Here is a 23,662-nt window from a genome sequence, read left to right on the forward strand (position 1 = left end):
GATGAGCAAGACAGCCTCGGCATTCTTCCCCACCGCTGCCCTGACGTTGGCCGTAGGCCTGTTGGTGGTGGTATTGGGCAGTGGCTGGCTGTTGCGCACCAATGACCAGCGCATCCAGGGCGCCGTCACCGAGGCGGCGCAGCGCACGGTGGAGGCGGTGTACAACCGCATCCACCTCTACCAGTACGGCCTGCGCGGCGCCCGCGGCGCGGTCACCGTGGTCGGCGAGCGCCAGCTTAGCCGCGAGCTGTTCCACCGTTACGCGCTGACCCGCGACGTCCACGCTGAATTCCCCGGCGCCCGCGGCTTTGGCTTTATCCGCCGGGTGCGCCCCGAAGACCAAGCCACGTTTCTTGAACAAGCCCGCGCCGACGGCTCGCCAGCCTTTACCCTGCGCCAACTGGTGCCGCAACCCGGCGACCGCTTGGTGATCCAGTACCTTGAGCCGTTCCAGGGCAACGAGGCCGCCATTGGCCTGGACATCGCCTCTGAAACCGTACGCCGCACCGCGGCGATGGACGCCATCCGCAGCGGCGAGGTGCGCCTCACCGCGCCGATCACCCTGGTGCAGGCCGCCGCCCAGGCCGAGCAGTCGTTCCTGATCCTGATGCCGGTGTACGCCAGCGTGACCACCCCGGCGACGATGGCCGCGCGGGAAGAACAAGCCGTGGGCCTGACCTTCGCGCCGCTGCTGATGAGCGATGTGCTCGGCGGGCTGGGGGTCGACACCCGCACCCAGCACGTGGCCCTGAGCGACGTGACCAACCCCGGCCAGGCCAAGGTGTTTTTCACCAGCCCCGTGCTCGACGGCGAGCAACTTTACCCGCAGCAGCAGCGCATCGAGGTGTTCGGCCGCCAGTGGCAGGTGGACGTCAGCGTTAACCAGGCCTTTGTGGCTGAACTCGGGTTGCTCTCGCCCAACCTGATGCTGTTCGGCGGCCTGCTCGCCAGCCTGCTTGCCGCTGGCCTGGCCGGTACCGTGGCGGTGGGCCTGCGCCAGCGCCGGCAGATCATGGACGCGCGCATGGAGCTGGGCGCCATCGTTGAGAGCGCCGCCGACGCGATCATCGGCAAAACCCTGCAAGGCCAGGTAACCAGCTGGAACCACGGCGCCGAGATGCTGTTCGGCTACACCGCCGAACAGGCCATCGGCCGCTCCATCTTCGAGCTGGTGGTGCCGGCCGATCGCATCGAGGAAGAACAACACATGCTCGCGCGCATCGCCGCCGGCGAGCTGGTGGGGCATTACGACACCGTGCGCCACAATGACCACGGCGCCCCGCTCGACGTTTCGATCAGCCCCTCGCCGATGTACGCCGCCAATGGCCGGGTGGCCGCCGCTTCGGTCACGGTGCGGGATATTTCCCTGCAAAAGGCCCAGGCCGCGCGCATCCTTGAGCTGAATGCCCAGTTGCGGGCGCAGGTCAACGACAGCATGGCGACCAACCGCGCCATCCTCGAGGCGATGATCGACCCGGTGCTCACGGTAGATGCCCACGGCACCGTGCAGTCGTTCAACACCGCCGGCACCCGGGTGTTCGGCTACGAGCCCCAGGCGATCGTTGGCCAGAACGTGAAAAAACTCATGCCGCGCGCCTACTGGCGGATGATCGACCGGCTGATCGCCCGCGGCGCCCGCGAGCGCCACCTCACCCACCAGCGGCGCCTGGAGATCAGCGGCCAGCGCCACGATGGCGGGATTTTCCCGGCGCGGGTGTCGATCGGGGTCAAGGCCGGGATCGGCCAGCGCCTGTTCGTTTGCGTGGTCAGCGACATCACCCAGCAGCGCCGCCAGCGCAGCGAACTGATGGCCGCCCGCGACCACCTGTTGCTGGCCGCCGAGGCCGCCGAACTGGGCATCTGGACCTGGGACGTAAGCAGCGGAGACATCGTCTGGAACCCGCGCATGTACCAGATTTACGACATCCCGGAACACCTCAGCAACGGCGCCGCGCTGTTCCAGAACTGGCTGTGGCGGCTGCACCCGGCCGACCGCCCCGGCACCGAAACCGCCCTGCAGGCGCTGATCGACCACGACACCCCCTACGACCCAGTATTCAGGGTGATGCTCCAGGACGGCCAGGTGCGTTACGTGCAGGCCGGTGGCAAGGTTGAGCGCGACATGCAAGGCCGCGCCGTGCGTGTGACCGGGATCAACCGCGACGTCACCCCCCAGCGCGAGATGGAAGCCAGCCTGCGCCAAGCCAAGGCCCGCGCCGACGACGCCAGCGCCGCCAAGTCGGCGTTCCTGGCCAACATGAGCCATGAAATCCGCACACCGATGAACGCCGTGCTCGGCATGCTGCAACTGGTGCAGCGCACCCGGCTTGACGCCCAGCAGCTCGATTACTTGTCCAAGGCGCGCCAGGCCGCCACCTCGTTGCTCGACCTGCTCAACGACGTGCTCGACTACTCCAAGATCGAGGCCGGCAAGCTGGTGTTGGACCCTCACCCGTTCGAGCTCGACGTGCTGATGCAAGAGCTGGCGGTGATCATCGCCGGCAACCAGGGCAACAAGGATGTCGAAGCGGTGTTCGACGTAGACCCGCGCATCCCGCCCTGGCTGGTGGGCGATGCGCTGCGGCTGAAGCAGATCCTCGTCAACCTGTCGGGCAACGCGCTGAAGTTCACCCTCGAAGGCGAGGTGGTGGTGCGCCTGGTGCTGCTGCACCGCCTCGGCCGTGGCGTGGGCATTCGCGTGGCCGTGCAAGACAGCGGCATCGGCATCAGCCCGGAGCAGCGCGAGCGTATTTTCGAAGGCTTCAGCCAGGCCGAGGCCTCCACCACCCGGCGCTTTGGCGGCACCGGCTTGGGCCTGGTGATCAGCAACCGGCTGGTCGAGCTGATGGGCGGCACCTTGCAGTTGGAGAGCGAGCCGGGGGTGGGCAGCCGGTTCTGGTTCGACATCGTGCTCGAGGCTGACCGCACCAGCGTGCTGCCGCAGCCACCAGAGCTGGCCCGGCCTGGCCTACGCTTGCTGGTGGCAGACGACAACGCTACCAGCGCTGACGTGCTGGCGCGAATGGTCCGCGCCCAGGGCTGGCACGCCGACAGCGTGAGTGGCGGCCAGCTGGCGGTGGCGCGCACCTGTGACGCAGTGGCCCAGGCCAACCCCTATGACCTGCTGCTGATGGACTGGCGCATGCCCGAGCTCGACGGCCTCGCCGCCGCCCGGCAGATTCGCCAGCGCCTGGGCGATGCCGCGCCGCGGATGATCATGGTCACCGCCTATTCCGATGAAATGCACGCCAACGCCACCGGCGCCCTGCGTGAGGATTTCGTCGCGATGATGACCAAACCGGTCACCCCGTTGCAGCTGCGCAACGCCGTGTACGATGCCATCGGCGGCGCCCCGGTCACGCTCATCCCGGTGGCTGCCGAGCGCTTGCGGCGGCTGGCCGGGCTGTACGTGCTGGTGGTCGAAGACAACGCCCTCAACCGCCAGGTCGCCAGCGGCCTGCTGCATGCCGAGGGCGCGCGGGTGCGCCTGGCCGAGAACGGCCATGAAGGCATTGCCGCGGTGTGCGACGGCCCCGAGCCTTACGACGTGGTGCTGATGGACGTGCAAATGCCTGAGCTCGACGGCCTCGAAGCCACCCGGCGGATCCGCGCCGACGGCCGCTTCACGCGCTTGCCGATCATCGCCATGACCGCCAACGCCGGCGCCGAAGACCGCGCCGCTTGCCTGGGCGCGGGCATGAACGACCACCTCGGCAAACCGATCGACCTCAACCGCCTGGTGCAGGTGGTGTGCCAGTGGACCGGCCGCGACCAGCCGCCCGCGGTAGGCCCGGCGCCGGTGCCGATGAGCGGCCCCGCGCTGTTGGAAAACTGGGGTGCGGTGCTGGCCCGTTTCGACGGCGACCAGCGCCTGCTGCGCGAAGTCCTCGAAGTGTTCGAAAAAGACTGCGGCGAGCTGATCGCGCGCCTGCGCGCCATGGCCGGCGAGCCCGACAGCCAGGCCGCGCGGGCGTTGTTCCATGCCATCAAGGGCAGCGCCGCGACCATGGGCGCCCAGGCCCTGAGCGAGCGCGCCGGCGCGCTGGAGCTGGGCATGGGCCGCGAAGACCCCGACGTGATGGCTGCCTGGCTCAACGGCAGCAGCTCGCGCGAGCTGGCGCGCCTGCTCGAGGGCAGCGCCGCGGCCCTGCGTGAGCGCCTCGGCGAGCCGGAGGAGGGCGCCGGGCCCATGGCGGTGGAGCCGGGGCAGTGGCGCGAGGGCTTGCTGCAACTGGAGGTGGCCCTGCAAACCGGCAACCTGCAGGCGCTGGAGTGGGTGCAACGGCTGGCCGGCGGTGCCCCGCCGGCGGCCGCCGCGTGGATGCCGCGCCTGCTTGGGCAGGTGAACGCCCTGGACTTTGGCGCAGCGTTGGGCACCGTGCGCAACCTGCATGAGGTGATGCAATGACGCCGTTCATGGCCTACTGGGCCGAACACACCGGGCGCCGGCCACGGCTGCTGCTGGTCGATGATCAACCCGCTAACATCATCGCGCTGAACCAGTTGTTTCGCGAAGAATGCGAGGTGTTCATGGCCACCCACGGCGAGCAGGCCCTGCGCCAGGCCGACACTCAGCGGCCAGACCTCATCCTGCTCGACGTGATGATGGACAGCATGGACGGCCATGAGGTGTGCCGCCGGCTCAAGGCCGGCAACCTGACCCGCGACATCCCGATCATCTTCCTCACCTCGCACCGCAGCGAGGCCGACGAAGTACGCGGCTTCGAGCTGGGCGCGGTGGACTTCATCAGCAAGCCGGCCAACCCGGTGATCGTCCGCGCCCGCGTCGAAACCCACCTCAAGCTCAAGCTGCAGGGCGACTTGCTGCGCCGCGCGGCCCTGCAAGACGGCCTCACCGGCCTGGCCAACCGCCGCCACTTCGATGAGCAACTCAGCGTGCACTGGCGCCAGTGCCAGCGCGACCATGCGCCGTTGGCGCTGATCCTGGTGGATGTGGACCACTTCAAGCGCTACAACGACCACTACGGCCACCTGGCCGGCGACGAGTGCCTGCGCGCCGTGGCCCAGGCCCTGGGCAGGGCCTTGCAGCGCCCGCAAGACCTCGCCGCGCGTTACGGCGGCGAAGAGTTCGCCTGCCTGCTGCCGCATACCGGCCTCGACGGCGCCCGCCATGTGGCCGGCCTGCTGCACAGCGTGGTCAGCGAGCTGGCGCTGGAGCACGCCGCCTCGCCGCTCAATGGCCGGGTGACGGTGTCTCAGGGCGTGGCCGTGCGCGTGCCGCCCGAAGGCGGCGAGCCGCTGGCGCTGATCGAGGCGGCCGACGCGCAGCTTTACCAGGCCAAGGCCGGCGGCCGTGCGCGGTATAGTGTCAGCGCGGCCTAGCCCGCGTGTTCGCTTACCTGTACAGGAGCCCCCCATGCCCCGTTGTTACCTGTTGCTCAGCGCCCTGTTGCTCGGCGCCTGCTCACCCACCCCGCCCCCCACCGACGCCTGGCTCGGCCGCTGGGTGGGCGTCGAAGGCCTGGTGCTGCAGATCGACCCCGCCGCCGACGGCAAGCCCGGCCACTACCGCCTGGCGATGCAATACAGCCTCGACGACCACGGCACCTTCGACGGCCAGGCCGACGGCAACGCCATCACCTTCACCCGCCCCGACGGCGCCCACCAACTGGTGCCCGGCAACGGCGCAGCCACCGGCCTGAAGTGGCTGGCGGATAAACAGAACTGCCTGGTGGTGCAGGAAGGCGAGGGGTATTGCCGGGAGTAGGCCCTTCAGGTTCCATCAAAAGCCCGAAATATCTAGGGCAGGCTGTGCCCAGGAGGCTTTTCTTGCATTGATCTGATCGAGGCATGGCAGCAAGCCGGTGAGCCAGCCCTCGGGCAAAGAAAAGGCCCCTTAAGGGGCCTTTACCTAGCTCACGAAAGCGGATCAATAGAAAATACCGAACAACTCACCTTCGTCTACGAATTGACGCGAGTCGCGTAAAACTTGCTCCAGAAGGCGGGATCGCGCTCCGCTTTCTTGGCGTACCAAGGATCCGAGGAGTATGCATCTTTTAAACGTAGTGATCCCAGCGCTCGCCGTTCTGCTTCCTGCAAGCTGATCACTCCAGCTTCCAAAAACTGTCTCCAATAGCTGTCGGCCCTCAGCGTCGCGGAAGGTTTTTGATTGGAAGTCGTAGTAGGCATGAGCTACCTCCGGCACAACGTGTTCTAGGGATGCAATGACAGTGTCAATCATGCACTGGATGTTGTCCAGCGTCTGGCCTCTGACCCAGGTGAGAGGCGGCACGCCTAGCGCCTTAGAGCCGATAATCTGGTCTGGGTGGGGTGCGATGTGGTCTGTACTGCTGTACTTGACGGCTGAGCATAACATATTGTCTAGGCGCCTTCGAAGCGCCAGGTCGGACAGCCCGTCAGGGTCCCCAACGAAGGTACGCCGGGTGTTAAAGGCGAAGGTGGCAACGGCTGCGTAGATGGCAGAACCACCGAGACCAGGGCTGCTTTCGGAGACATCAAGCCAGGTTTCGATGGCGTTGACGTAGACGTTGAAATAGATGTCACGTTGAGCAGTTTGGTATGCGAAATCCCAACGTAGGGTATCGGGCCAATCGGGCACATCATTGATGCTTTCGAGGATTGACCCAGGCATGAAACGTTCCATGACCTCCTTGAGGTTATCCTCGCCGGATCTAGGGTTGAAGAACAGATCTTCTTCCTTCGACAGCTCCAGCAGCCATAGGGCCGCAAACGTACTGTTGCCGCTATCAGTCATTACCAACACGCTTCCAGCTCGGGTAGATGCTCAGTGAACGCAGGGATGCCCCGCGCCGGGGCCCTGCGCCGACCTCCAATGGACAGGGTGCTGGCATCCATCGTCAGATTTCGCCGAGATGATAATGGCTAGGCATCCGAAGGTGGCAAGTGTTTGTGCTCCGCAGGGCAAAACATGGCGTGGATGGACGTCCTTGGCCAAAGCGCCAAGCACCTTATAGAAAACCTCACCCCAACCCCGGCAACTCAATCGTCACCCGCAACCCCCGCGCCACATTCCCCGCCCACAGCCGCCCGCCCTGGCGCTGCACCGCGTTGCGCGCGATCGACAAGCCCAAGCCAAAGCCACCATCCCCCGGGCGCGCGCCGTCGAGGCGGATGAACGGGGCGAAAATCCGCTCCAGGTGCGGCTCGGCCACGCCGCCGCCCTGGTCTTGCAGGCTCAGTTGCCACTGCTCGCCCTGTGGCGTGGCGCTGAAGTGGATCACTCCGCCGGCCGGCGAGTGGCGGATGGCGTTGCGCAAGATGTTCTCCAGCGCCTGCGCCAGGCCGTTCAGCTCACCGCGCACGCAGCAGCCGGGCGGGATCGCCGCCTGCAGCCGCGCCGGCGGCCAGCCGCTCTCAAAGCAGGCGTTCTCGGCGAGCAGGTCCCACAGTGCCTGCACGTCGATCGCCTCGGCCGGCGGCGCGGCGCGGTCGCTGTCGTGCCAGGCCAGTTGCAGGGTGGTGTCGACCAACTGCTGCATGCCGTCGATTTCCCGCGCCACCCGTTGGCGCATGGCGGCCAGGTCGAGGTCGCTGTCGCAGGCCACGCGCAGGCGCGACAGCGGCGTGCGCAGCTCGTGGGAGAGGTCGCGCAGCAATTGCTGCTGCACGTTTACCGTTTCCTCCAGGCGGGTAGCCATGCTGTCGAAGGCCTGGGCCAGTTCGCCGAGTTCATCCTGGCGGCCCGTCAAGGCTGGCGGCAGCCGCGTGTGCAACTGCTCGGCGCGCCAGGCGCGGGCCTGGTCGCGCATCTGCCGGATCGGCGCCACCAGCATCCGCCACAGCGCCACGCACAGCGCCAGGGTGATCAACGCCGGGAACAGCCCATGGGTGAGCAGCCGCCACAGCAGCAGGTAATGCCCCGGCACGAAGCGCGCCGGCAGCTCGATCACCAGCGTGCCCAGCCCCGGTGAATGCGGCAGCGGCACCTTCAGCCAGGGCAACCGCAGCACCGGCAGGTGCACCGCCCAGTCCAGGCCGCGCAGGGTGGTCAGGCGTTCCTGCTCGGCGGCGGTCAGCGGCTGGCCGCTCAGCGGTTGAAAGTTCTCACCCAGCACATCGATAAACACCCCTTCGCGGGCGCGGGCCTGGGCCAGCCATTGCGCCAGGCGTTGCTCGTGCCAGGCCTGCTCGGCCTGGGCGGCGTAATCCTCGAGGGTGGCGCGGGCGGTGCTGGAGAGGTAGCCGCTTTGGGTTTCCATGTAGCGGCCCGCGCTCCAGCTCAGCCACACCACCAGCAGGCAAACGCCGATCAGCAGCGCGCACAGCCGCCAGAACAATGAATAGCGGCCCGGCATGCTAGGCCTCGGCCTCCGCGCTCAGCACATAGCCCTTGCCCCACACCGTGCGCAGCAGCCGGCGGCTGTAGCCAATCGCCTTGAGCTTGCGGCGGATCTGGCTCACGTGCATGTCGAGGCTGCGGTCGTGCTGGGAGTACCCTCGCTGCAGCACGTGCTGGTACAGGAATGCCTTGCTCAGCGGCTCTTCGAGGTGCTGGTGCAAGGTGCTGAGCAGGCGGAACTCACTGGGCGTAAGCCCGGCCAGGGCGCCGTCGTAGCTCACGTCCTGGCGCCCGGCATGAAACCGCAGCGGGTCGCTTTCCGCCGCCGGCGCGCTGGGGCTGCCGCCGCGCTCCAGGGCGACCCGGCGCAGGATCGCCTCGACCCGCACGTGCAGTTCATCCACGCTGAATGGCTTGGGCAGGTAGTCGTCGGCGCCGCGGCGAAAGCCCGCAATGCGGTCTTGCTCGGCGCCCAGCGCCGACATGATGATCACCGGCGTGCGCGAGCGCTGGCGCAGTTGCTGCAACACCTGCAGCCCGTCGAGCCCCGGCATCAGCACGTCCATCAGCACCACGTCATAGGCATTGCCCAGGGCCAGCGCCAGCGCTTGCTGGCCGTTCTGGCACCAGGTCACGTCGAAGCCGCAGCGGCCCAGTTGTTCGTGCACGAACGCGCCGAGCACGGGGTCGTCTTCGACCGCGAGGATGCTCGGCGTGTGGTTGGGTACGGGATGCATTGATATTTGCTAGCGATTCTCATTGGCACCCGAAGTTTGCCTCAAAAGCCGGGGTGCTCCAAGTATTTTGTATTAATTTGTGTTGAGGTTCAGCGCGCGCAAGCGTTTGTACACCGTGTTGCGGCTGACCCCCATGCGCCGGGCCATCTGCGAGATGTTGCCGTCGCTGGCCGCCAGCAGGGCATTGATGTCGCCGCTGGGGGCGCTGGCGGGCAACGCCGGGGCAGTGCCCGGCAGCAGGTCTTCGGGCAGGTGCTCAAGGCCGATCGGCTGCTCGTCGGCCAGCGCCAGCGCCACCTGCAGGGCGCAAGCCAACTGCCGCACGTTGCCCGGCCAGGGCTGGGCCAGCAGCAGCGCCAGCGCCGCGGCGCTGATCTCGCCACGCTGGCCCGGGGCGCGGTACTGCAGCAGCAGGGTGTGCACCAGCGCCGCCAGGTCGCCACGCTCGCGCAGTGGGCGCAGGCGCAGGGTGAAGCCGCCCAGGCGGTAGTAGAGGTCTTCACGGAACAGCCCTTGCTGCACCCGGCTGGGCAGGTGCTGGTGGGTGGCGCTGATCACCCGGATGTTCACCGGGATCGGGTCGCCGGCGCCCAACGGCTGGATGCAGCGCTCTTGCAGCACCCGCAGCAGCCGCGCCTGGGTGGCCAGGGGCATGTCGCCGATCTCATCGAGAAACAAAATGCCTTGGTCCGCCTTGCGGATCAGCCCCGGGTTGCCCTTGCTGTGGGCGCCGGTGAAGGCGCCCTTTTCGTAACCGAACAATTCTGCCTCGACCAGCTCCAGCGGGATCGCCGCGCAGTTCACCGCCACGAACGGCTGCCCGGCGCGGCTGCTGTGGCGGTGCAGGTTGCGCGCCAGCACCTCCTTGCCGGTGCCGGTTTCGCCCACGATCAACAACGGGATGTCTCGCTCCAGCAGGCGCAGGCCCTTGGCCAGCAGCGGGTCGTCGAGCAGTGCCTGGCTCGGCGCGCCGGGCTGCAGCGCCAACGCCTCGGGCGGGCAGTGCAGTTGGCAGTGCAGGCGGCTGCGGCCGGTGGCGGCGAGGGCGAAGCTGGCGCCCTTGGCGCGCAACTGCGCCAGGCTGTGGCCAAACAATTGCTCCAGGCTGCGCCCGCTTGGGTCGCCGCCGAGCAAGGCATCGGCGCGGCGGTTGGCCGCCAGCACCTGGCCGCTGGCGCTGAGCACCAACAGCGCCGCCCAGGGGCTGTCGAGGTTGTTGGCGGTGGTGTGCAGGGCCAGGCGGTAATGGCCTTGGCCGTAGTGCTCGATGATCAGCTGGTTCTCCACCGCCTGGCTCATCATCTTCACCGTGCCCAGGGTGTGCGAGGGCGGCAGGTAGCTGTCGCTGGCCACCTGCAAGGCGCCGACGATACGCCGCTGGGCGTCGAAGATCGGCGCCGCCGAAGCGCTGAGGTAGCGGTTGGCCTTGAGAAAATGCTCGCAGGCCTCGATGTGCAACGCCTGCCCGCAGGCCAGTGCGGTGCCCAGGGCATTGGTACCGGCATTGGCCTCGCGCCAGTCGGCGCCGGCCTGCAGGCCCGGGTGCCCGGCCTGGGCGATGCGCTCGCCGCCCCAGGTGCGCAGCAGGCAGCCGTCGGCGCCGGCCAGCATCAGTAGCGATTGGGTGCCGCCGAGCATGTGTTCGTAATAGGGCAGCACCTGTTGCTCGGTGCTGTGCAAAAAGCCTTGAGCGGCGGCGCTGAGCGGCGCGGCCGGGGCGCTGAAGCGCGGCAGGTAGTGTTCACTCAGGCCCAGCGCCCGGCAACGGGCCCAGGATTGCTGGATCAACTGTTCGCGGCTGGCGGGCATGGCCGGGGCCTCTGCGTATTGTTTTTGTCGCTTCAGTGTCGTTCAGGGTTGTTCATTGTCAACCCGCGGCTGTTCAGTTGTTCAGTGCTGGCTGTTCAGTTTTGTTCAGTTCCGAACCTGCCCTCTGCCGGCGAAGGCCCTGCCACGGGCCGCCACCAGCGCTGGCACGTTTATCGCCTTGTGCTGTGGCAGAACAATAAGCCCCGCAGGTGGCAGCATGGCCCTGGAACTCGACAGCGTAAGCCGCATCATCGACGGCAAGGTGTGGATCGGCGACCTCAGCCTGCGCCTGGAAGCCGGCTCGTTCAACGTGCTGCTGGGCCGCACCCTGGCCGGCAAAACCAGCCTGATGCGGCTGATGGCTGGGCTCGACAAGCCCGACCGCGGCGCGGTGCGCATGCACGGCCGCGACGTCACCGGGGTGCCGGTGCGCCAGCGCAACGTGTCGATGGTTTACCAGCAGTTCATCAACTACCCCAACCTCACCGTGTACGAGAACATCGCCTCGCCGCTGCGCCAGGCGGGCTTGGCCCGTGACGAGATCGACCAGCGCGTGCACGCCACCGCGCGCCTGTTGCGCATCGAGCCGCTGCTGGGGCGCTACCCGCTGGCGCTGTCCGGCGGCCAGCAGCAGCGCACGGCGATGGCCCGGGCGCTGGTCAAGGATGCCGAGTTGGTGTTGTTCGACGAGCCGTTGGTCAACCTCGATTACAAGCTGCGCGAAGAACTGCGCCAGGAGATGCGCGAGCTGTTCGCCCGCCGCGACACCATCGCCGTGTACGCCACCACCGAGCCCAACGAGGCCCTGGCCCTGGGCGGCACCACCACGCTGCTGCACGAGGGCCGCCTGGTACAGACCGGCGCCACCGCCCACGTCTACCAGCAGCCGTGCCGGGAGCTGGCCGCCGAGCTGTTCAGCGAGCCGCCGATCAACCTGCTCGACGGCCAGGTGCAGGGCACCGAGGTGAGCTTCGCCGGCTGCGCGCACTTTGCCTTGAACGCCGACCTGCAAACCCTCGGCGAAGGCCCGTTCCGCTTTGGTGTGCGGCCCAGCCACATCAGCCTGGCGCCGGCCCACGATGACGACCTCGAGCTGGCGGTCACGGTAGAGGTGGCTGAGATCAGCGGCGCGGAAACCTTCCTCCACGTGCGCAACGAGCACGTGCAACTGGTGGCGCACCTGCCCGGGGTGCATGACTTCGCCGTCGACACGCCGATCCAGGTGTACATCCCCACCCACCGGCTGTTCGTCTTCGAACCCGGGGGCGCGCTGGTGCAGGCGCCGCGCCGGGCGAGGGCTGCCTGATGGCCGAAATCCGCCTGCAACAACTGGCCCACAGCTACAGCGGCGGCGCCGACTACGCGCTGCGCCAGCTCGATCACGTCTGGGCCCAGGGCGGCGCCTTCGCCCTGCTGGGGCCGTCTGGCTGTGGCAAGTCGACCCTGCTGAACATCATCTCCGGGCTGCTCACCCCCTCCGAGGGCCAGGTGCTGTTCGACGGCCGCGCGGTCAACGCGCTCACCCCCGAGCAGCGCAACATCGCCCAGGTGTTTCAGTTCCCGGTGGTGTACGACACCATGACGGTGTTCGACAACCTGGCCTTCCCGCTGCGCAACCAGGGCATGGCCGCCGAGCGCATCGAGCGCAAGGTGCGCGAGATCGCCGAGGTGCTGGAGCTCACCCCGCTGTTGGCCAAGCGCGCGCGCAACCTCAGCGCCGATGAAAAACAAAAGGTCTCGATGGGCCGCGGGCTGGTGCGCGACGACGTCTCGGCGATCCTCTTCGACGAGCCGCTGACGGTGATCGACCCGCACCTGAAGTGGAAGCTGCGGCGCAAGCTCAAGCAGATCCACGAGCAGTTCAACATCACCATGGTTTACGTCACCCACGACCAGCTCGAGGCGGCCACCTTCGCCGACAAGATCGCGGTGATGTACGGCGGCCAGATCGTCCAGTTCGGCACCCCGCGCGAGCTGTTCGAGCGGCCGGCGCACAGCTTTGTGGGCTACTTCATCGGCAGCCCGGGGATGAACCTGCTGGATGTCACCCCCTGGGAGGGTGGCGTGTGCCTGGGCGAGCACCGCTTGCCGCTGCCGCCGGCGCTGTGCGCGCGGGTCGCCGAGGGCGGCTGGCAGCGCCTCCAGGCCGGCATCCGCCCGGAGTTCGTCAAGGTCTACGAGGCCCCCAGCGAGCACGCCCTGGCCGCGCAGCTGCTGCACACCGAGGATCTGGGCACCTACAAGATCCTCACCCTGGAGCTGGCTGGCCAGCGCCTCAAGGCGCGCCTGCCGGAGCAGCGCGAGGTGCCCGCGGGCCCGGTGTACCTGGGCTTCCCGGCGCCGTGGCTGATGCTCTACGGCGATGACCACCTGCTGGAGGCGGCGCCATGAACAAGGTCCCGAACAACCGCGCCTGGTGGCTGGTGCTGCCGGTGTTCGTGCTGGTGGCGTTCAGCGCGATCATCCCGATGATGACCGTGGTCAACTACTCGGTGCAGGACATCTTCGACACCTCCAGCCGGTTTTTCGTCGGCGCCGACTGGTACCGCCAGGTGCTGCAAGACGAACGCCTGCACGCCGCGCTGCTGCGCCAGTTCATCTACTCGGGCTGCGTGCTGCTGGTGGAAATCCCCCTCGGCATCGCCATCGCCCTGTGCATGCCGGCGCGCGGGCGCTGGTCGTCGGTGTGCCTGATCGTGCTGGCGCTGCCGTTGTTGATCCCGTGGAACGTGGTCGGGACCATCTGGCAGATCTTCGGCCGCGGCGACATCGGCCTGCTCGGCTGGGGCCTGAACGCCCTGGGGCTGAACTACAACTACGCCTCGAACACCAGCGATGCCTGGGCCACGGTGCTGGTGATGGACGTGTGGCACTGGACCTCCCTGGTGGCGCTGCTGTGCTACTCCGGCCTGCGCGCCATCCCCGACGTGTACTACCAGGCCGCGCGCATCGACCGCGCCAGCCACTGGGCGGTGTTCCGCTACATCCAGTTGCCCAAGCTCAAGGGCGTGCTGTTGATCGCGGTGATGCTGCGCTTCATGGACAGCTTCATGATCTACACCGAGCCATTCGTGCTCACCGGCGGTGGCCCGGGCAACGCGACGACCTTCCTCAGCCAGTCGCTCACGCAAATGGCCGTGGGCCAGTTCGACCTCGGCCCGGCGGCGGCGTTTTCGCTGGTGTACTTCCTGATCATCCTGCTGGTGTCGTGGCTGTTCTACACCGCCATGACCCACAACGACCAACCCTGAGGCGCCGCCATGCAAGCCCGTAAAACCCTGGTGCTGCTGTTGTTCCTGGCCTTTGTGCTGGTGCCGATCTACTGGCTGGTGAACATGTCGTTCAAAACCAATGAAGAGATCCTCGGCGGCCTCACGCTGTGGCCGCGGGCGTTCACCTGGCACAACTACAACGTGATCTTCACCGACCCCAGCTGGTACGAAAGCTACCTCAACTCGCTCACCTACGTGTGCCTGAACACGGTGATCTCGCTGCTGGTGGCGCTGCCGGCGGCCTATGCGTTTTCTCGCTACCGTTTTTTGGGTGACAAACACCTGTTCTTCTGGCTGCTGACCAACCGCATGGCGCCGCCGGCGGTGTTTCTGCTGCCGTTCTTCCAGTTGTATTCCTCCATCGGTTTGTTCGACACGCCGATCGCCGTGGCGCTGGCCCACTGCCTGTTCAACGTGCCGCTGGCGGTGTGGATCCTCGAAGGGTTCATGTCTGGCGTGCCCAAGGAAATCGACGAAACCGCCTACATCGACGGCTACAGCTTCGGCCGGTTTTTCCTGAAGATCTTCCTCCCGCTGGTGGGCTCGGGCATCGGCGTCACGGCGTTTTTCTGCTTTATGTTTTCCTGGGTCGAGCTGCTGCTGGCGCGCACCCTGACCTCGGTCAACGCCAAGCCGATCGCCGCGGTGATGACCCGCACCGTCTCGGCCGCCGGCATCGACTGGGGCGTGCTGGCCGCCGCCGGGGTGCTGACCATCCTGCCGGGGGTGCTGGTGATCTGGTTCGTTCGCAACCACGTGGCCAAGGGCTTTGCCCTCGGCCGGGTATAGAGGAGGGCGCGCACATGCAGTGGATGGCCTGGACCCTGCCCACAGGGCTGTTCTTCGCCGGCATCGGCCTTCTCCTGGCCGGCATGACGCTGTTCGAGCTGCGCCGGCCATGCACCGAGCGGCGCGGCTTTTTACCGATCGCCACCACCCGTGGCGACCGCCTGTTCATTGCGTTGCTGGGCAGTGCCTACCTGCATCTGTTGGTGGTGGGCGTGACCGATTGGAGCCTATGGGCAGCCACCGGGCTGTCTGTGCTGTGGCTGTTGCTGGTGATGCGCTGGGGTTGAGGCGCGAACATTCCTTCAGTGGAGGTCCCGATGAGAAACGACAACAACAAGAACGGGCGGCGTGGCCTTAGCCTGGCGGCAGTGCTGGTGCTCGGCACCCTCTGTGGCCAGGCCTGGGCCGATGCCTATGAAGACGCCGCCAAGAAGTGGGTCGACAGCGAGTTCAAGCCCTCGACCCTCACCCCCGAGCAACAGATGGCCGAGCTCAAGTGGTTCATCGAGGCGGCCAAGCCGTTTCGCGGCATGAGCATCAAGGTGGTGTCGGAAACCCTCACCACCCATGAGTACGAATCGAAAACCCTGGCCAAGGCCTTCAGCGAAATCACCGGCATCAAGCTCACCCATGACCTGATGCAAGAAGGCGATGTGGTGGAAAAACTGCAAACCCAGATGCAGTCGGACCAGAACATCTACGACGGCTGGATCAACGACTCCGACCTGATCGGCACGCACTTTCGCTACGGCAAGGTCGAGTCGCTCACCGACCTGATGGCGAACGAGGGCAAGGCCTACACCTCGCCAACCCTGGACATCAACGACTTCATCGGGCTGTCGTTCACCACCGCGCCCGACGGCAAGGTCTACCAGTTGCCCGACCAGCAGTTCGCCAACCTCTACTGGTTCCGCGCCGACTGGTTCGAGCGGCCCGACCTCAAGGCCCGGTTCAAGGAAAAGTACGGCTACGAGCTGGGCGTGCCGGTGAACTGGTCAGCCTATGAAGACATCGCCAAGTTCTTCAGCGAAGACGTGAAGGAGATCGACGGCAAGAAGGTCTACGGGCACATGGACTACGGCAAGAAAGACCCGTCCCTGGGCTGGCGCTTCACCGATGCCTGGTTCTCCATGGCCGGCGGCGGCGACAAGGGCCTGCCCAACGGGCTGCCGGTGGATGAATGGGGCATCCGCGTGGAAAACTGCCGGCCGGTGGGCTCCAGCGTGACCCGCGGCGGCGACACCAATGGCCCGGCGGCGGTGTTCGCCACGCAAAAATACATCGACTGGCTCAAGGCCTACGCCCCGCCCCAGGCGGCCGGCATGACCTTCTCCGAAGCCGGCCCGGTGCCGGCCCAGGGCGCGGTGGCGCAGCAGATCTTCTGGTACACCGCCTTCACCGCCGACATGACCAAACCCGGCCTGCCGGTGGTCAACAGCGACGGCACGCCGAAGTGGCGGATGGCGCCGTCGCCCAAGGGGCCGTATTGGGAGGAGGGGATGAAACTCGGCTACCAAGACACCGGCTCGTGGACGTTCTTCAAGTCCACCCCGGAAAAACAACGCATGGCCGCCTGGCTGTATGCGCAGTTCGTGACCAGCAAAACCGTGTCGCTGAAAAAAACCATCATCGGCCTTACGCCGATCCGCGAGTCGGACATCAACTCCCAGGCGATGACCGACCTGGCGCCCAAGCTCGGCGGGCTGGTGGAGTTCTACCGCAGCCCGGCGCGGGTGCAGTGGACCCCCACCGGCACCAACGTGCCGGACTACCCGAAGCTGGCGCAGTTGTGGTGGAAGCATGTGTCTGACGCCGTCAGCGGCGACAAAACCGCCCAGCAAGCCCTGGACGGCCTGGCCGCCGACCAGGACGCTGTGCTCAAACGCCTGGAACGCGCCCAGGCCAGCTCACCGTGCGGGCCGAAACTCAACGAAGAACGCGCCGCCCAGTACTGGTTCGACCAACCCGGCGCGCCAAAGCCGAAACTGGCCAACGAAAAACCCCAGGGGCAGACGGTGAGTTACAACGAGCTGTTGAAGTCGTGGGAGGATGCCAGGAAGTAGGCTGGGCCTGCTGGCCTCCCACAATCGACCGTGTTGTCCTTGATTTACGGGGCAATACACATCTGGTGGGAGGCCGGCTGTGCCGGGCGATGGGCCCTAACGGCCAAGCACATAAGCATCAACCATTCCGAACACCCCCTCAGGGTCACCCACCCAGATACTGTCCCACATCGGGTAAAACCTCACACTGCTGACCAACCCGGCCCGAACAGGGTTGAGCACGATGTAGCGGGCATGGTCTACGGCATCAGCCAGATTGCGAATGGCCTGGTCGTAGTAGCCGTCTTGCCATACTGGCCCGGTAACGCCCCGCGCGCGCAAACCCACCGTCGCCCGGCTTTTGAGTTTACGTGCCAGCTCACTGAGCGCCCGGGCTTGTAAACGCACCAGCCAGTGCACGTGATCGGGCATCACCACCCAGGCCAACGACTGGCCTTTGCCTTCTGCCTGGGCTTGTTTGAGTGCATCGATCACTGGCTTTGCGCTGGGCCAGTTGGAGAACAAACGGCGGCGCTGGTGGGTGACGAAGGTCAGGCAATACAGCCTGCCCACTTCGGCGGTTCGGAAGCGGCGCAGGTGGGTGGAGTGGCCTTTGGGGTTCATTTCGAAGGGGCGTTTGGTTGAAACGCGTAACCCTAGCGGCCTCGGTACAGGGCTGCCTTGAGACATTTTTGCCAGGGGTTACCGGCCCTTCGCCCGGCACAGCCGGCCTCCCACCAGATTTATGTAAGTACTTGATTTACGGAGCAATACATATCCCGTGGGAGGCCGGCTGTGCCGGGCGAAGGGCCCTCACAGCACCGAAGCGGCCAACAACTCCTGCGTATACGGATGCCGCGGCGCGCCGAACACTTCGTCGCTCGGCCCGCGTTCCACCACCTGGCCATCCTTGATCACGATCACCTCGTGGGCCAAGGCGCGCACCACCGCCAGGTCGTGGCTGATGAACAGGTAGGTCAGCCCGTGGCGTTCCTGCAATTGCCGCAGCAGCGCCACCACTTGTTTTTGCACGGTGCGGTCGAGCGCCGAGGTGGGTTCGTCGAGCAGAATCAGCGCCGGCTTGAGCACCAGCGCGCGGGCAATGGCGATGCGCTGGCGCTGGCCGCCGGAGAATTCGTGGGGGTAGCGGTGGCGGCTGGCGGGGTCAAGGCCCACTTCCTCCAGCGCCTGGATCACCCGTTGCTCACGCTCGGCGGCATTGGCGCTGGAGTGCACCTCCAGCCCCTCGCTGATGATCTGCGCCACGCTCAGCCGTGGGCTGAGGCTGCCGTAAGGGTCTTGGAACACCACCTGCATGCGCTTGCGCCACGGCCGTAGCTGCTTCTCGCTCAAGCCCTCGATGGCCTGGCCCTCGAAGGCAATCCGCCCCTCGGCCGGCAGCAGCCGCAAAATCGCCTGGCCCAGGGTCGACTTGCCCGAGCCAGACTCCCCCACAATGCCCAGGGTTTTGCCGCGCTGCACCTCCAGGCTTACCCCATCGACCGCCTTGATCACCTGCATCGGCTTGCGCAGCAGGCCGCCGCCCAGCGCATACCACACCTTCAACTGCTCCACCCGCAACACCACCTCGCGGGCGTCGCGCGGCAGCGGCGTGCCGGCCGGCTCGGCGTTGAGCAGCAGCCGTGTATAGGCATGCTGTGGGGCCGTGAACAACTGCTCGCAAGGCGCCTGCTCGACCACCTGGCCCTGTTTCATCACGCACACCCGTTGGGCGATGCGCCGCACCAGGTTGAGGTCATGGCTGATCAACAACAACGACATCCCCAACCGCGCCTGCAGGGATTTCAACAGCAAGAGGATTTTCCGCTGCACGGTCACGTCGAGCGCGGTGGTGGGCTCGTCGGCGATCAGCAAGTCGGGCTCGCAGGCCAGCGCCATGGCGATCATCACCCGTTGCCGCTGGCCACCACTGAGCTGGTGCGGGTAGCTTTTCAGGCGCTCGCGCGGCGCCTGGATGCCGACCATCTCGAGCAGCTCGAGGGTGCGCGCGGTGGCCGCCTTGCCCGCCAGGCCCTTGTGCACCAGCAGGGTTTCGCCAATCTGCCGCTGCACCGTGTGCAGCGGGTTGAGCGAGGTCATCGGCTCCTGGAAGATCATCGCCACCCGGTTGCCGCGGATGTGCCGCAGGATCCGCGGCGGCGCGCCGAGCATCTCTTGCCCGCGGTAGCGGATGCTGCCGCTGCAGGTGCTGGCCTCGCCCGGCAGCAGTTGCAAAATCGAATGCGCGGTCACCGACTTGCCCGAGCCGGACTCCCCGACCAACGCCAGGCACTCGCCCTCGAAGATGTCCAGGCTCACCCCGGCCAGCGCCGGCTGGCCGCCGAAGGCCACGTGCAGGTCGGCAATCTGGATCAGCGGCTCGGTCATGGGCGCTCCATCAGCGGCGGGGGTCGAAGGCATCGCGCAGGCCCTCGCCGATGAACACCAGCAAAGTCAGCAGCAGCGCCAGGGTAAAGAACGCCGTCAAGCCCAGCCACGGCGCTTGCAGGTTCTCCTTGCCCTGGGCGATCAACTCGCCCAGCGAGGCGCTGCCGGCGGGCATGCCGAAGCCGAGAAAATCCAGCGCGGTGAGGGTGGAGATGGCCCCGGTGAGAATGAACGGCAGGTAGCTCAGGGTGGCGGTCATGGCGTTGGGCAGAATGTGCCGCACGATCACCCGCCGGGTCGGCAGGCCGAGGGCGCGCGCGGCCTTGACGTACTCCAGGTTGCGCCCACGGAGGAACTCCGCGCGCACCACATCGACCAGCGTCAGCCAGTTGAACAGCGCCATGATCCCCAGCAGCCACCAGAAGTTCGGCTCTACAAACCCCGACAGGATGATCAACAGGTACAGCACCGGCAGCCCCGACCACACCTCCAGCAGGCGCTGGCCGAACAGGTCGACCCAGCCGCCGTAGTAGCCCTGCAAGGCGCCGGCGGCGATGCCGATCACCGAGCTGATCAGCGTCAGCGCCACGGCGAACAGCACCGACACCCGCGCCCCGTACAGCACCCGCGCCAGCACGTCGCGGGCCTGGTTGTCGGTGCCCAGCCAGTTGTCCGCGGTGGGCGGGCTGGGCGCCGGGCGGCCGAGGTCGTAGTTGATGGTGTCGCTGCTGTAGGGGATCGGCGCGAACAGCATCCAGCCGCCGCGCTGGGCGATCAACTGGCGCACGTAGGTGCTGCGGTAGTCGGGCTGGAACGGCAACTGGCCGCCCAGTTGCTGCTCGGTGTAGCGCTTGAATGCCGGGAAGTAATACTGCCCGTCGGCCTTGAGCAGCAGCGGTTTGTCGTTGGCCACCAGCTCCGCGCCGAGGGTGACGACCAGCAGCGCCGCGAACAACCACAGCGACCACCAGCCGCGGCGGTTCTGCCGGAAGCGCTGCAGGCGCCGGCGCGCGACGACCGACAACGCCATCATGCGCGCCTCGCGGAAAAATCAATGCGTGGGTCAACCAGTGTGTAGCACACATCGCCCACCAGTTTGATCAACAGCCCGGCCAGGGTGAAGATGAACAGCGTGCCGAACACCACCGGGTAATCCCGCGCCACCGCGGCGTCGTAGCTCAGCCGGCCGAGGCCATCGAGGGAGAAGATCACCTCGATCAGCAACGAGCCGGCGAAGAACACTCCCACCAGCGCCTGCGGCAGGCCGGCCACCACCAGCAGCATGGCGTTGCGGAACACATGGCCGTACAGCACGCGCCGCTCGGTCAGGCCCTTGGCCCGGGCGGTGACCACGTACTGGCGGGTGACCTCGTTGAGAAAGGCGTTTTTCACCAGCACCGTGAGCGCCGCGAAGCCGCCGATCACCAGCGCGGTGATCGGCAGCACCAGGTGCCAGAAGTAGTCCGCCAGCTTGCCCCACCAGGGCAGTTGGGCGAAGTTCTCCGACACCAGCCCGCGCACCGGGAACCAGTTGAGCTCGGTGCCGCCGCAGAACAGCACGATCAGGAACATCGCGAACAAGAACGGCGGCATCGCATAGCCGATCACGATCACGCTGCTGCTCCACACGTCGAACACGCTGCCATGGCGCACCGCCTTGCGGATGCCCAGCGGGATCGACACCAGGTAGGTGATCAAGGTCGCCCAGAACCCCAGCGAGAGGGTGACCGGGAGTTTTTGCAGGATCAAATCCGTGACCTTCGCGCCACGGAAAAAACTGTCGCCGAAATCCAGCACCGCGTAGTGCTTGAGCATGATCCACAAGCGCTCCGGGGCAGGTTTGTCGAAGCCGTATTGCTGCTTGATGTGGTCGATCAGCTTAGGGTCCAGCCCGCGGCTGGCGCGCGAGCCGCCGCTGGCCATGTCGGCGCTGGCGGCCCCCGGCGCGGCGCCGCTGCCCACCCCCTGCAGGTGGGCGATGGCTTGTTCCACCGGCCCGCCGGGGGCGGCCTGGATGATCACGAAGTTCACCAGCAGGATCACCAGCAGGGTGGGGATGATCAACAGCAGGCGGCGCAGGATGTAGTGCAGCATCAGGGCACCTGCCCGGCCTTGGCGGCCGCTTGGTCGGTGGTCAGGGCGGTGGGGCTGGTTTCCCACCAGGTGTCGAGCGCGGGGTCGTTCGGTGCCGGGTGCGCCGGGATGCCGAAGCGGTTCCACCACACCGTGGCGGTGCCGGGCGGGTAGAAGTTGCCCACCCAGTAGTAACCCCATTGCAGCACCCGGTCGAGGGCGCGGGCATAGGTGACCATCTCATCATGGCTCTTGGCGTGCACCACGCCGTCGATCAGCCGGTCCACGGCAGGGTTTTGCAGCACCATCAGGTTGCTCGAGCCCGGCTCGCGGGCGGTGGCCGAGCCAAAGTCGTTGTATAGCTCAAGGCCCGGCGAGGCGGCGACGATGTAACCGGCGGTGACCATGTCGTAGTCCCGCGCCATCAGCCGGTTGACGTACTGCGACGGGTCGATGCGGCGGATTTGCAAGTCGATGCCGATCTGCTTGAGCGTGCGCTTCCATGGCAGCAGCAGGCGTTCCACGCCGTTTTGCGCGGTGAGGAAGGTAAACGCCAGCGGCTCGCCCTGGGCGTTCACCAGCCGGTCGCCGTCCGGGTGCCAGCCGGCCGCCTCGAGCAGGGCCAGGGCCTCGAGTTGTTTATCGCGGATGATCCCGCTGCCGTCGCTTTTCGGCGGCGCGAAGGCCGGCCCGAAGACTTCATCGGGCACTTGCCCGCGCAGCGGTTCGAGCACCTTCAACTCGTCGGCCGTGGGCGCCGCGGTGGCGGCCAGGTCGCTGTTGGAAAAAAAGCTCTTCTGGCGGATGTACACGTTGCGCATCAGCTGCTTGTTGCTCCACTCGAAGTCCCAGAGCATGGCCAGCGCCTGGCGCACGCGGCGGTCTTTGAACACCGCGCGGTCGAGGTTGAACACGTAGCCCTGGGCCGGCTGCAGGCCCTTGGGCGCCAGCTGCGCGCGGCGCAGGCGGCCGTCGGCCAGGGCCGGGCCGTCGTAGCCGATGGTGTAGGCGGTGGCGGAGAACTCGCGGTTGTAGTCGAAGCCGCCGCCGCGCAGTACCTGGCGGGCCACTTCGGTGTCGCCGAAGTACTCCACGCTGAAGCGGTCGAAGTTGTACATGCCACGCGCCACCGGCAACTGCTGCCCCCACCAGTCGGGGTTGCGCTCGAAGGTGATGCTGCGGCCGTTGTCGACCTTGCCCACCCGGTACGGCCCGCTGCCCAGCGGCGCCTCGAAGCCGCCGCCGTTGCTGAAGTCACGGCCCTTCCACCAGTGCTCGGGGAACACCGGCAGGCTGGCGACATCCAGCGGCAAGGTGCGGCTGTCGGCGTTCTTGAAGTCGAAGCGCACCTGGCGCTCGCCCTCCACCGTGACCCCGGCCACATCCGCGAACTGGGTGCGGTAGCTCAGGCTGCCTTGGCTCAGCAGCAGGTTGAAGGTGTAGCGCACGTCTTCGGCGGTGATCGGCGTGCCGTCGGCGAACTGGGCCTTGGGGTTCAGGTAGAAGCGCAGCCACAGCCCGTTGGGCGCGCGCTCCATGCGCTCGGCGACCAGGCCATACACCGTGTAGGGCTCATCGAGGCTACGCAGCGCCAGCGGCGAGTACACCAGGCCTTCGATCTGGCTGACCCCGGTGCCTTTGTCGACAAAGGGCATCAGGTGGTCGAAACCGCCGATTTCCAGGGCCGAACGGCGCAGGCTGCCGCCCTTGGGGGCGTCGGGGTTGACGTAATCGAAGTGGCTGAAGCCGGCGGGGTATTTGGGCGGCTCGCCGTACACCGTAAGGGCGGCTTCGGGGGCGGCCAGGGCGGGCAGGGCCGCCACGCCGAGTAGCAGCGCAAAGGTTATCGGTGGGAAGGCGGCTGTGCCGCGCGAGGCGTGTTTCAAGCCACCGCTAAAGGTGGCATTGAAGGCCCTTCGCCCGGCACTGCCGGCCGCCCACACAAGCCCCAGCATCCACAAGGATTTGTGGTGGGGAGGGGTACTCAATCCTGGCGGCTCGTCACTTCCAGCAGGTGGTAGCCGAACTGGGTTTTCACCGGGCCTTGCACGGTGTTGACCGGGGCGCTGAACACCACTTGGTCGAATTCCTTGACCATTTGCCCTGGGCCGAACGAGCCGAGGTCGCCACCCTGGCGGCTGGAAGGGCAGCTGGAGTGTTTCTTGGCGACTTCACCGAAGTCTGCGCCGCCTTCGATCTCGGCTTTGAGCTCGTTGCACTTGGCTTCGGTGGAAACCAGGATGTGGCGGGCGGTGGCTTTGGCCATGGTAA

Annotated in this window: 19 protein-coding genes; 9 read left to right on the plus strand and 10 right to left on the minus strand. The window is 66.7% G+C overall.

Annotation, left to right across the window (positions count from 1 at the left end; genetic code table 11):
- Window position 1: 1 nt before the first annotated feature.
- The 3 genes from ACFZCE_RS15400 to ACFZCE_RS15410 are packed head-to-tail and all read left to right on the plus strand — an operon-like array spanning window position 2 to window position 5,728.
- On the plus strand, window positions 2-4,408 hold the full coding sequence (locus tag ACFZCE_RS15400; protein WP_390940422.1) for a CHASE domain-containing protein: 4,407 nt from the start codon (window positions 2-4) through the stop codon (window positions 4,406-4,408).
- Window positions 4,405-5,343 (plus strand): diguanylate cyclase domain-containing protein, encoded by a 939-nt coding sequence (locus ACFZCE_RS15405; protein ID WP_390940423.1) that lies wholly within the window; start codon window positions 4,405-4,407, stop codon window positions 5,341-5,343. The genes ACFZCE_RS15400 and ACFZCE_RS15405 overlap by 4 nt, the downstream gene beginning before the upstream one ends.
- Before the next feature lie 34 nt (window positions 5,344-5,377).
- Complete coding sequence (locus ACFZCE_RS15410; protein WP_390940425.1) at window positions 5,378-5,728, plus strand: hypothetical protein; 351 nt, start codon at window positions 5,378-5,380, stop codon at window positions 5,726-5,728.
- Window positions 5,729-5,890: 162 nt separating this feature from the next.
- Here the strand turns inward: ACFZCE_RS15410 and ACFZCE_RS15415 are convergent, their stop codons facing one another.
- The 4 genes from ACFZCE_RS15415 to ACFZCE_RS15430 form a co-directional block, all read right to left on the minus strand.
- Entirely contained in the window at window positions 5,891-6,736 is an 846-nt protein-coding gene (locus tag ACFZCE_RS15415) for a hypothetical protein (RefSeq protein ID WP_390940427.1), read from the minus strand.
- 226 nt (window positions 6,737-6,962) lie between these two features.
- Window positions 6,963-8,297, minus strand: coding sequence for a histidine kinase sensor domain-containing protein (locus ACFZCE_RS15420; RefSeq protein WP_390940429.1), 1,335 nt, complete (start codon window positions 8,295-8,297; stop codon window positions 6,963-6,965).
- Between the two features lies 1 nt (window position 8,298).
- Window positions 8,299-9,018, minus strand: a complete 720-nt coding sequence (locus tag ACFZCE_RS15425) for a response regulator (RefSeq protein ID WP_390940431.1) — start codon at window positions 9,016-9,018, stop codon at window positions 8,299-8,301.
- A 72-nt stretch (window positions 9,019-9,090) separates the two neighbouring features.
- Window positions 9,091-10,827, minus strand: a complete 1,737-nt coding sequence (locus tag ACFZCE_RS15430) for a sigma 54-interacting transcriptional regulator (protein ID WP_390940433.1) — start codon at window positions 10,825-10,827, stop codon at window positions 9,091-9,093.
- 217 nt (window positions 10,828-11,044) lie between these two features.
- Here ACFZCE_RS15430 and ACFZCE_RS15435 point away from each other — a divergent pair, with 217 nt between their 5' ends.
- From ACFZCE_RS15435 to ACFZCE_RS15460, 6 genes are read left to right on the plus strand one after another with little or no spacing between them, the layout of a single operon-like run.
- Window positions 11,045-12,133, plus strand: a complete 1,089-nt coding sequence (locus ACFZCE_RS15435; protein WP_390940435.1) for an ATP-binding cassette domain-containing protein — start codon at window positions 11,045-11,047, stop codon at window positions 12,131-12,133.
- On the plus strand, window positions 12,133-13,218 hold the full coding sequence (locus ACFZCE_RS15440) for an ATP-binding cassette domain-containing protein (RefSeq protein ID WP_390940437.1): 1,086 nt from the start codon (window positions 12,133-12,135) through the stop codon (window positions 13,216-13,218). Before ACFZCE_RS15435 ends, ACFZCE_RS15440 begins: the two co-directional genes overlap by 1 nt.
- Window positions 13,215-14,078 carry an ABC transporter permease subunit gene (locus ACFZCE_RS15445; protein ID WP_390940439.1) on the plus strand — a complete coding sequence of 288 codons (864 nt, stop codon included), beginning with the start codon at window positions 13,215-13,217 and terminating at the stop codon, window positions 14,076-14,078. Before ACFZCE_RS15440 ends, ACFZCE_RS15445 begins: the two co-directional genes overlap by 4 nt.
- 9 nt (window positions 14,079-14,087) lie before the next feature.
- The gene (locus tag ACFZCE_RS15450; RefSeq protein WP_390940441.1) at window positions 14,088-14,888 is read left to right on the plus strand and encodes an ABC transporter permease subunit; all 801 of its coding nucleotides are present in this window, start codon (window positions 14,088-14,090) and stop codon (window positions 14,886-14,888) included.
- 14 nt (window positions 14,889-14,902) lie between these two features.
- Window positions 14,903-15,175, plus strand: coding sequence for a DUF2160 family membrane protein (locus ACFZCE_RS15455; protein ID WP_390940443.1), 273 nt, complete (start codon window positions 14,903-14,905; stop codon window positions 15,173-15,175).
- A 30-nt stretch (window positions 15,176-15,205) separates the two neighbouring features.
- Entirely contained in the window at window positions 15,206-16,951 is a 1,746-nt protein-coding gene (locus ACFZCE_RS15460) for an extracellular solute-binding protein (RefSeq protein WP_390940445.1), read from the plus strand.
- A 96-nt stretch (window positions 16,952-17,047) separates the two neighbouring features.
- Here ACFZCE_RS15460 and ACFZCE_RS15465 read toward each other — a convergent pair whose 3' ends face one another.
- From ACFZCE_RS15465 to ACFZCE_RS15490, 6 genes are all read right to left on the minus strand, one after another.
- A complete protein-coding gene (locus ACFZCE_RS15465) occupies window positions 17,048-17,554 on the minus strand; it encodes an REP-associated tyrosine transposase (protein ID WP_390940447.1) in 507 nt (168 codons plus the stop codon).
- Between the two features lie 189 nt (window positions 17,555-17,743).
- Window positions 17,744-19,318 carry a dipeptide ABC transporter ATP-binding protein gene (locus tag ACFZCE_RS15470; RefSeq protein WP_390940449.1) on the minus strand — a complete coding sequence of 525 codons (1,575 nt, stop codon included), beginning with the start codon at window positions 19,316-19,318 and terminating at the stop codon, window positions 17,744-17,746.
- Between the two features lie 10 nt (window positions 19,319-19,328).
- Window positions 19,329-20,351 (minus strand): microcin C ABC transporter permease, encoded by a 1,023-nt coding sequence (locus ACFZCE_RS15475; RefSeq protein WP_390940451.1) that lies wholly within the window; start codon window positions 20,349-20,351, stop codon window positions 19,329-19,331.
- The gene (locus tag ACFZCE_RS15480; RefSeq protein WP_390940453.1) at window positions 20,348-21,412 is read right to left on the minus strand and encodes a microcin C ABC transporter permease YejB; all 1,065 of its coding nucleotides are present in this window, start codon (window positions 21,410-21,412) and stop codon (window positions 20,348-20,350) included. The genes ACFZCE_RS15475 and ACFZCE_RS15480 overlap by 4 nt, the downstream gene beginning before the upstream one ends.
- Window positions 21,412-23,238, minus strand: a complete 1,827-nt coding sequence (locus tag ACFZCE_RS15485; protein ID WP_390940639.1) for an ABC transporter substrate-binding protein — start codon at window positions 23,236-23,238, stop codon at window positions 21,412-21,414. Before ACFZCE_RS15485 ends, ACFZCE_RS15480 begins: the two co-directional genes overlap by 1 nt.
- Before the next feature lie 137 nt (window positions 23,239-23,375).
- Window positions 23,376-23,657: a peptidylprolyl isomerase gene (locus ACFZCE_RS15490; protein ID WP_390940455.1), complete on the minus strand. Its 282-nt coding sequence runs from the start codon at window positions 23,655-23,657 to the stop codon at window positions 23,376-23,378.
- Window positions 23,658-23,662 lie beyond the last annotated feature (5 nt).

The sequence above is a fragment of the Pseudomonas sp. NPDC007930 genome, assembly GCF_042958985.1.
Lineage (GTDB): Bacteria > Pseudomonadota > Gammaproteobacteria > Pseudomonadales > Pseudomonadaceae > Aquipseudomonas.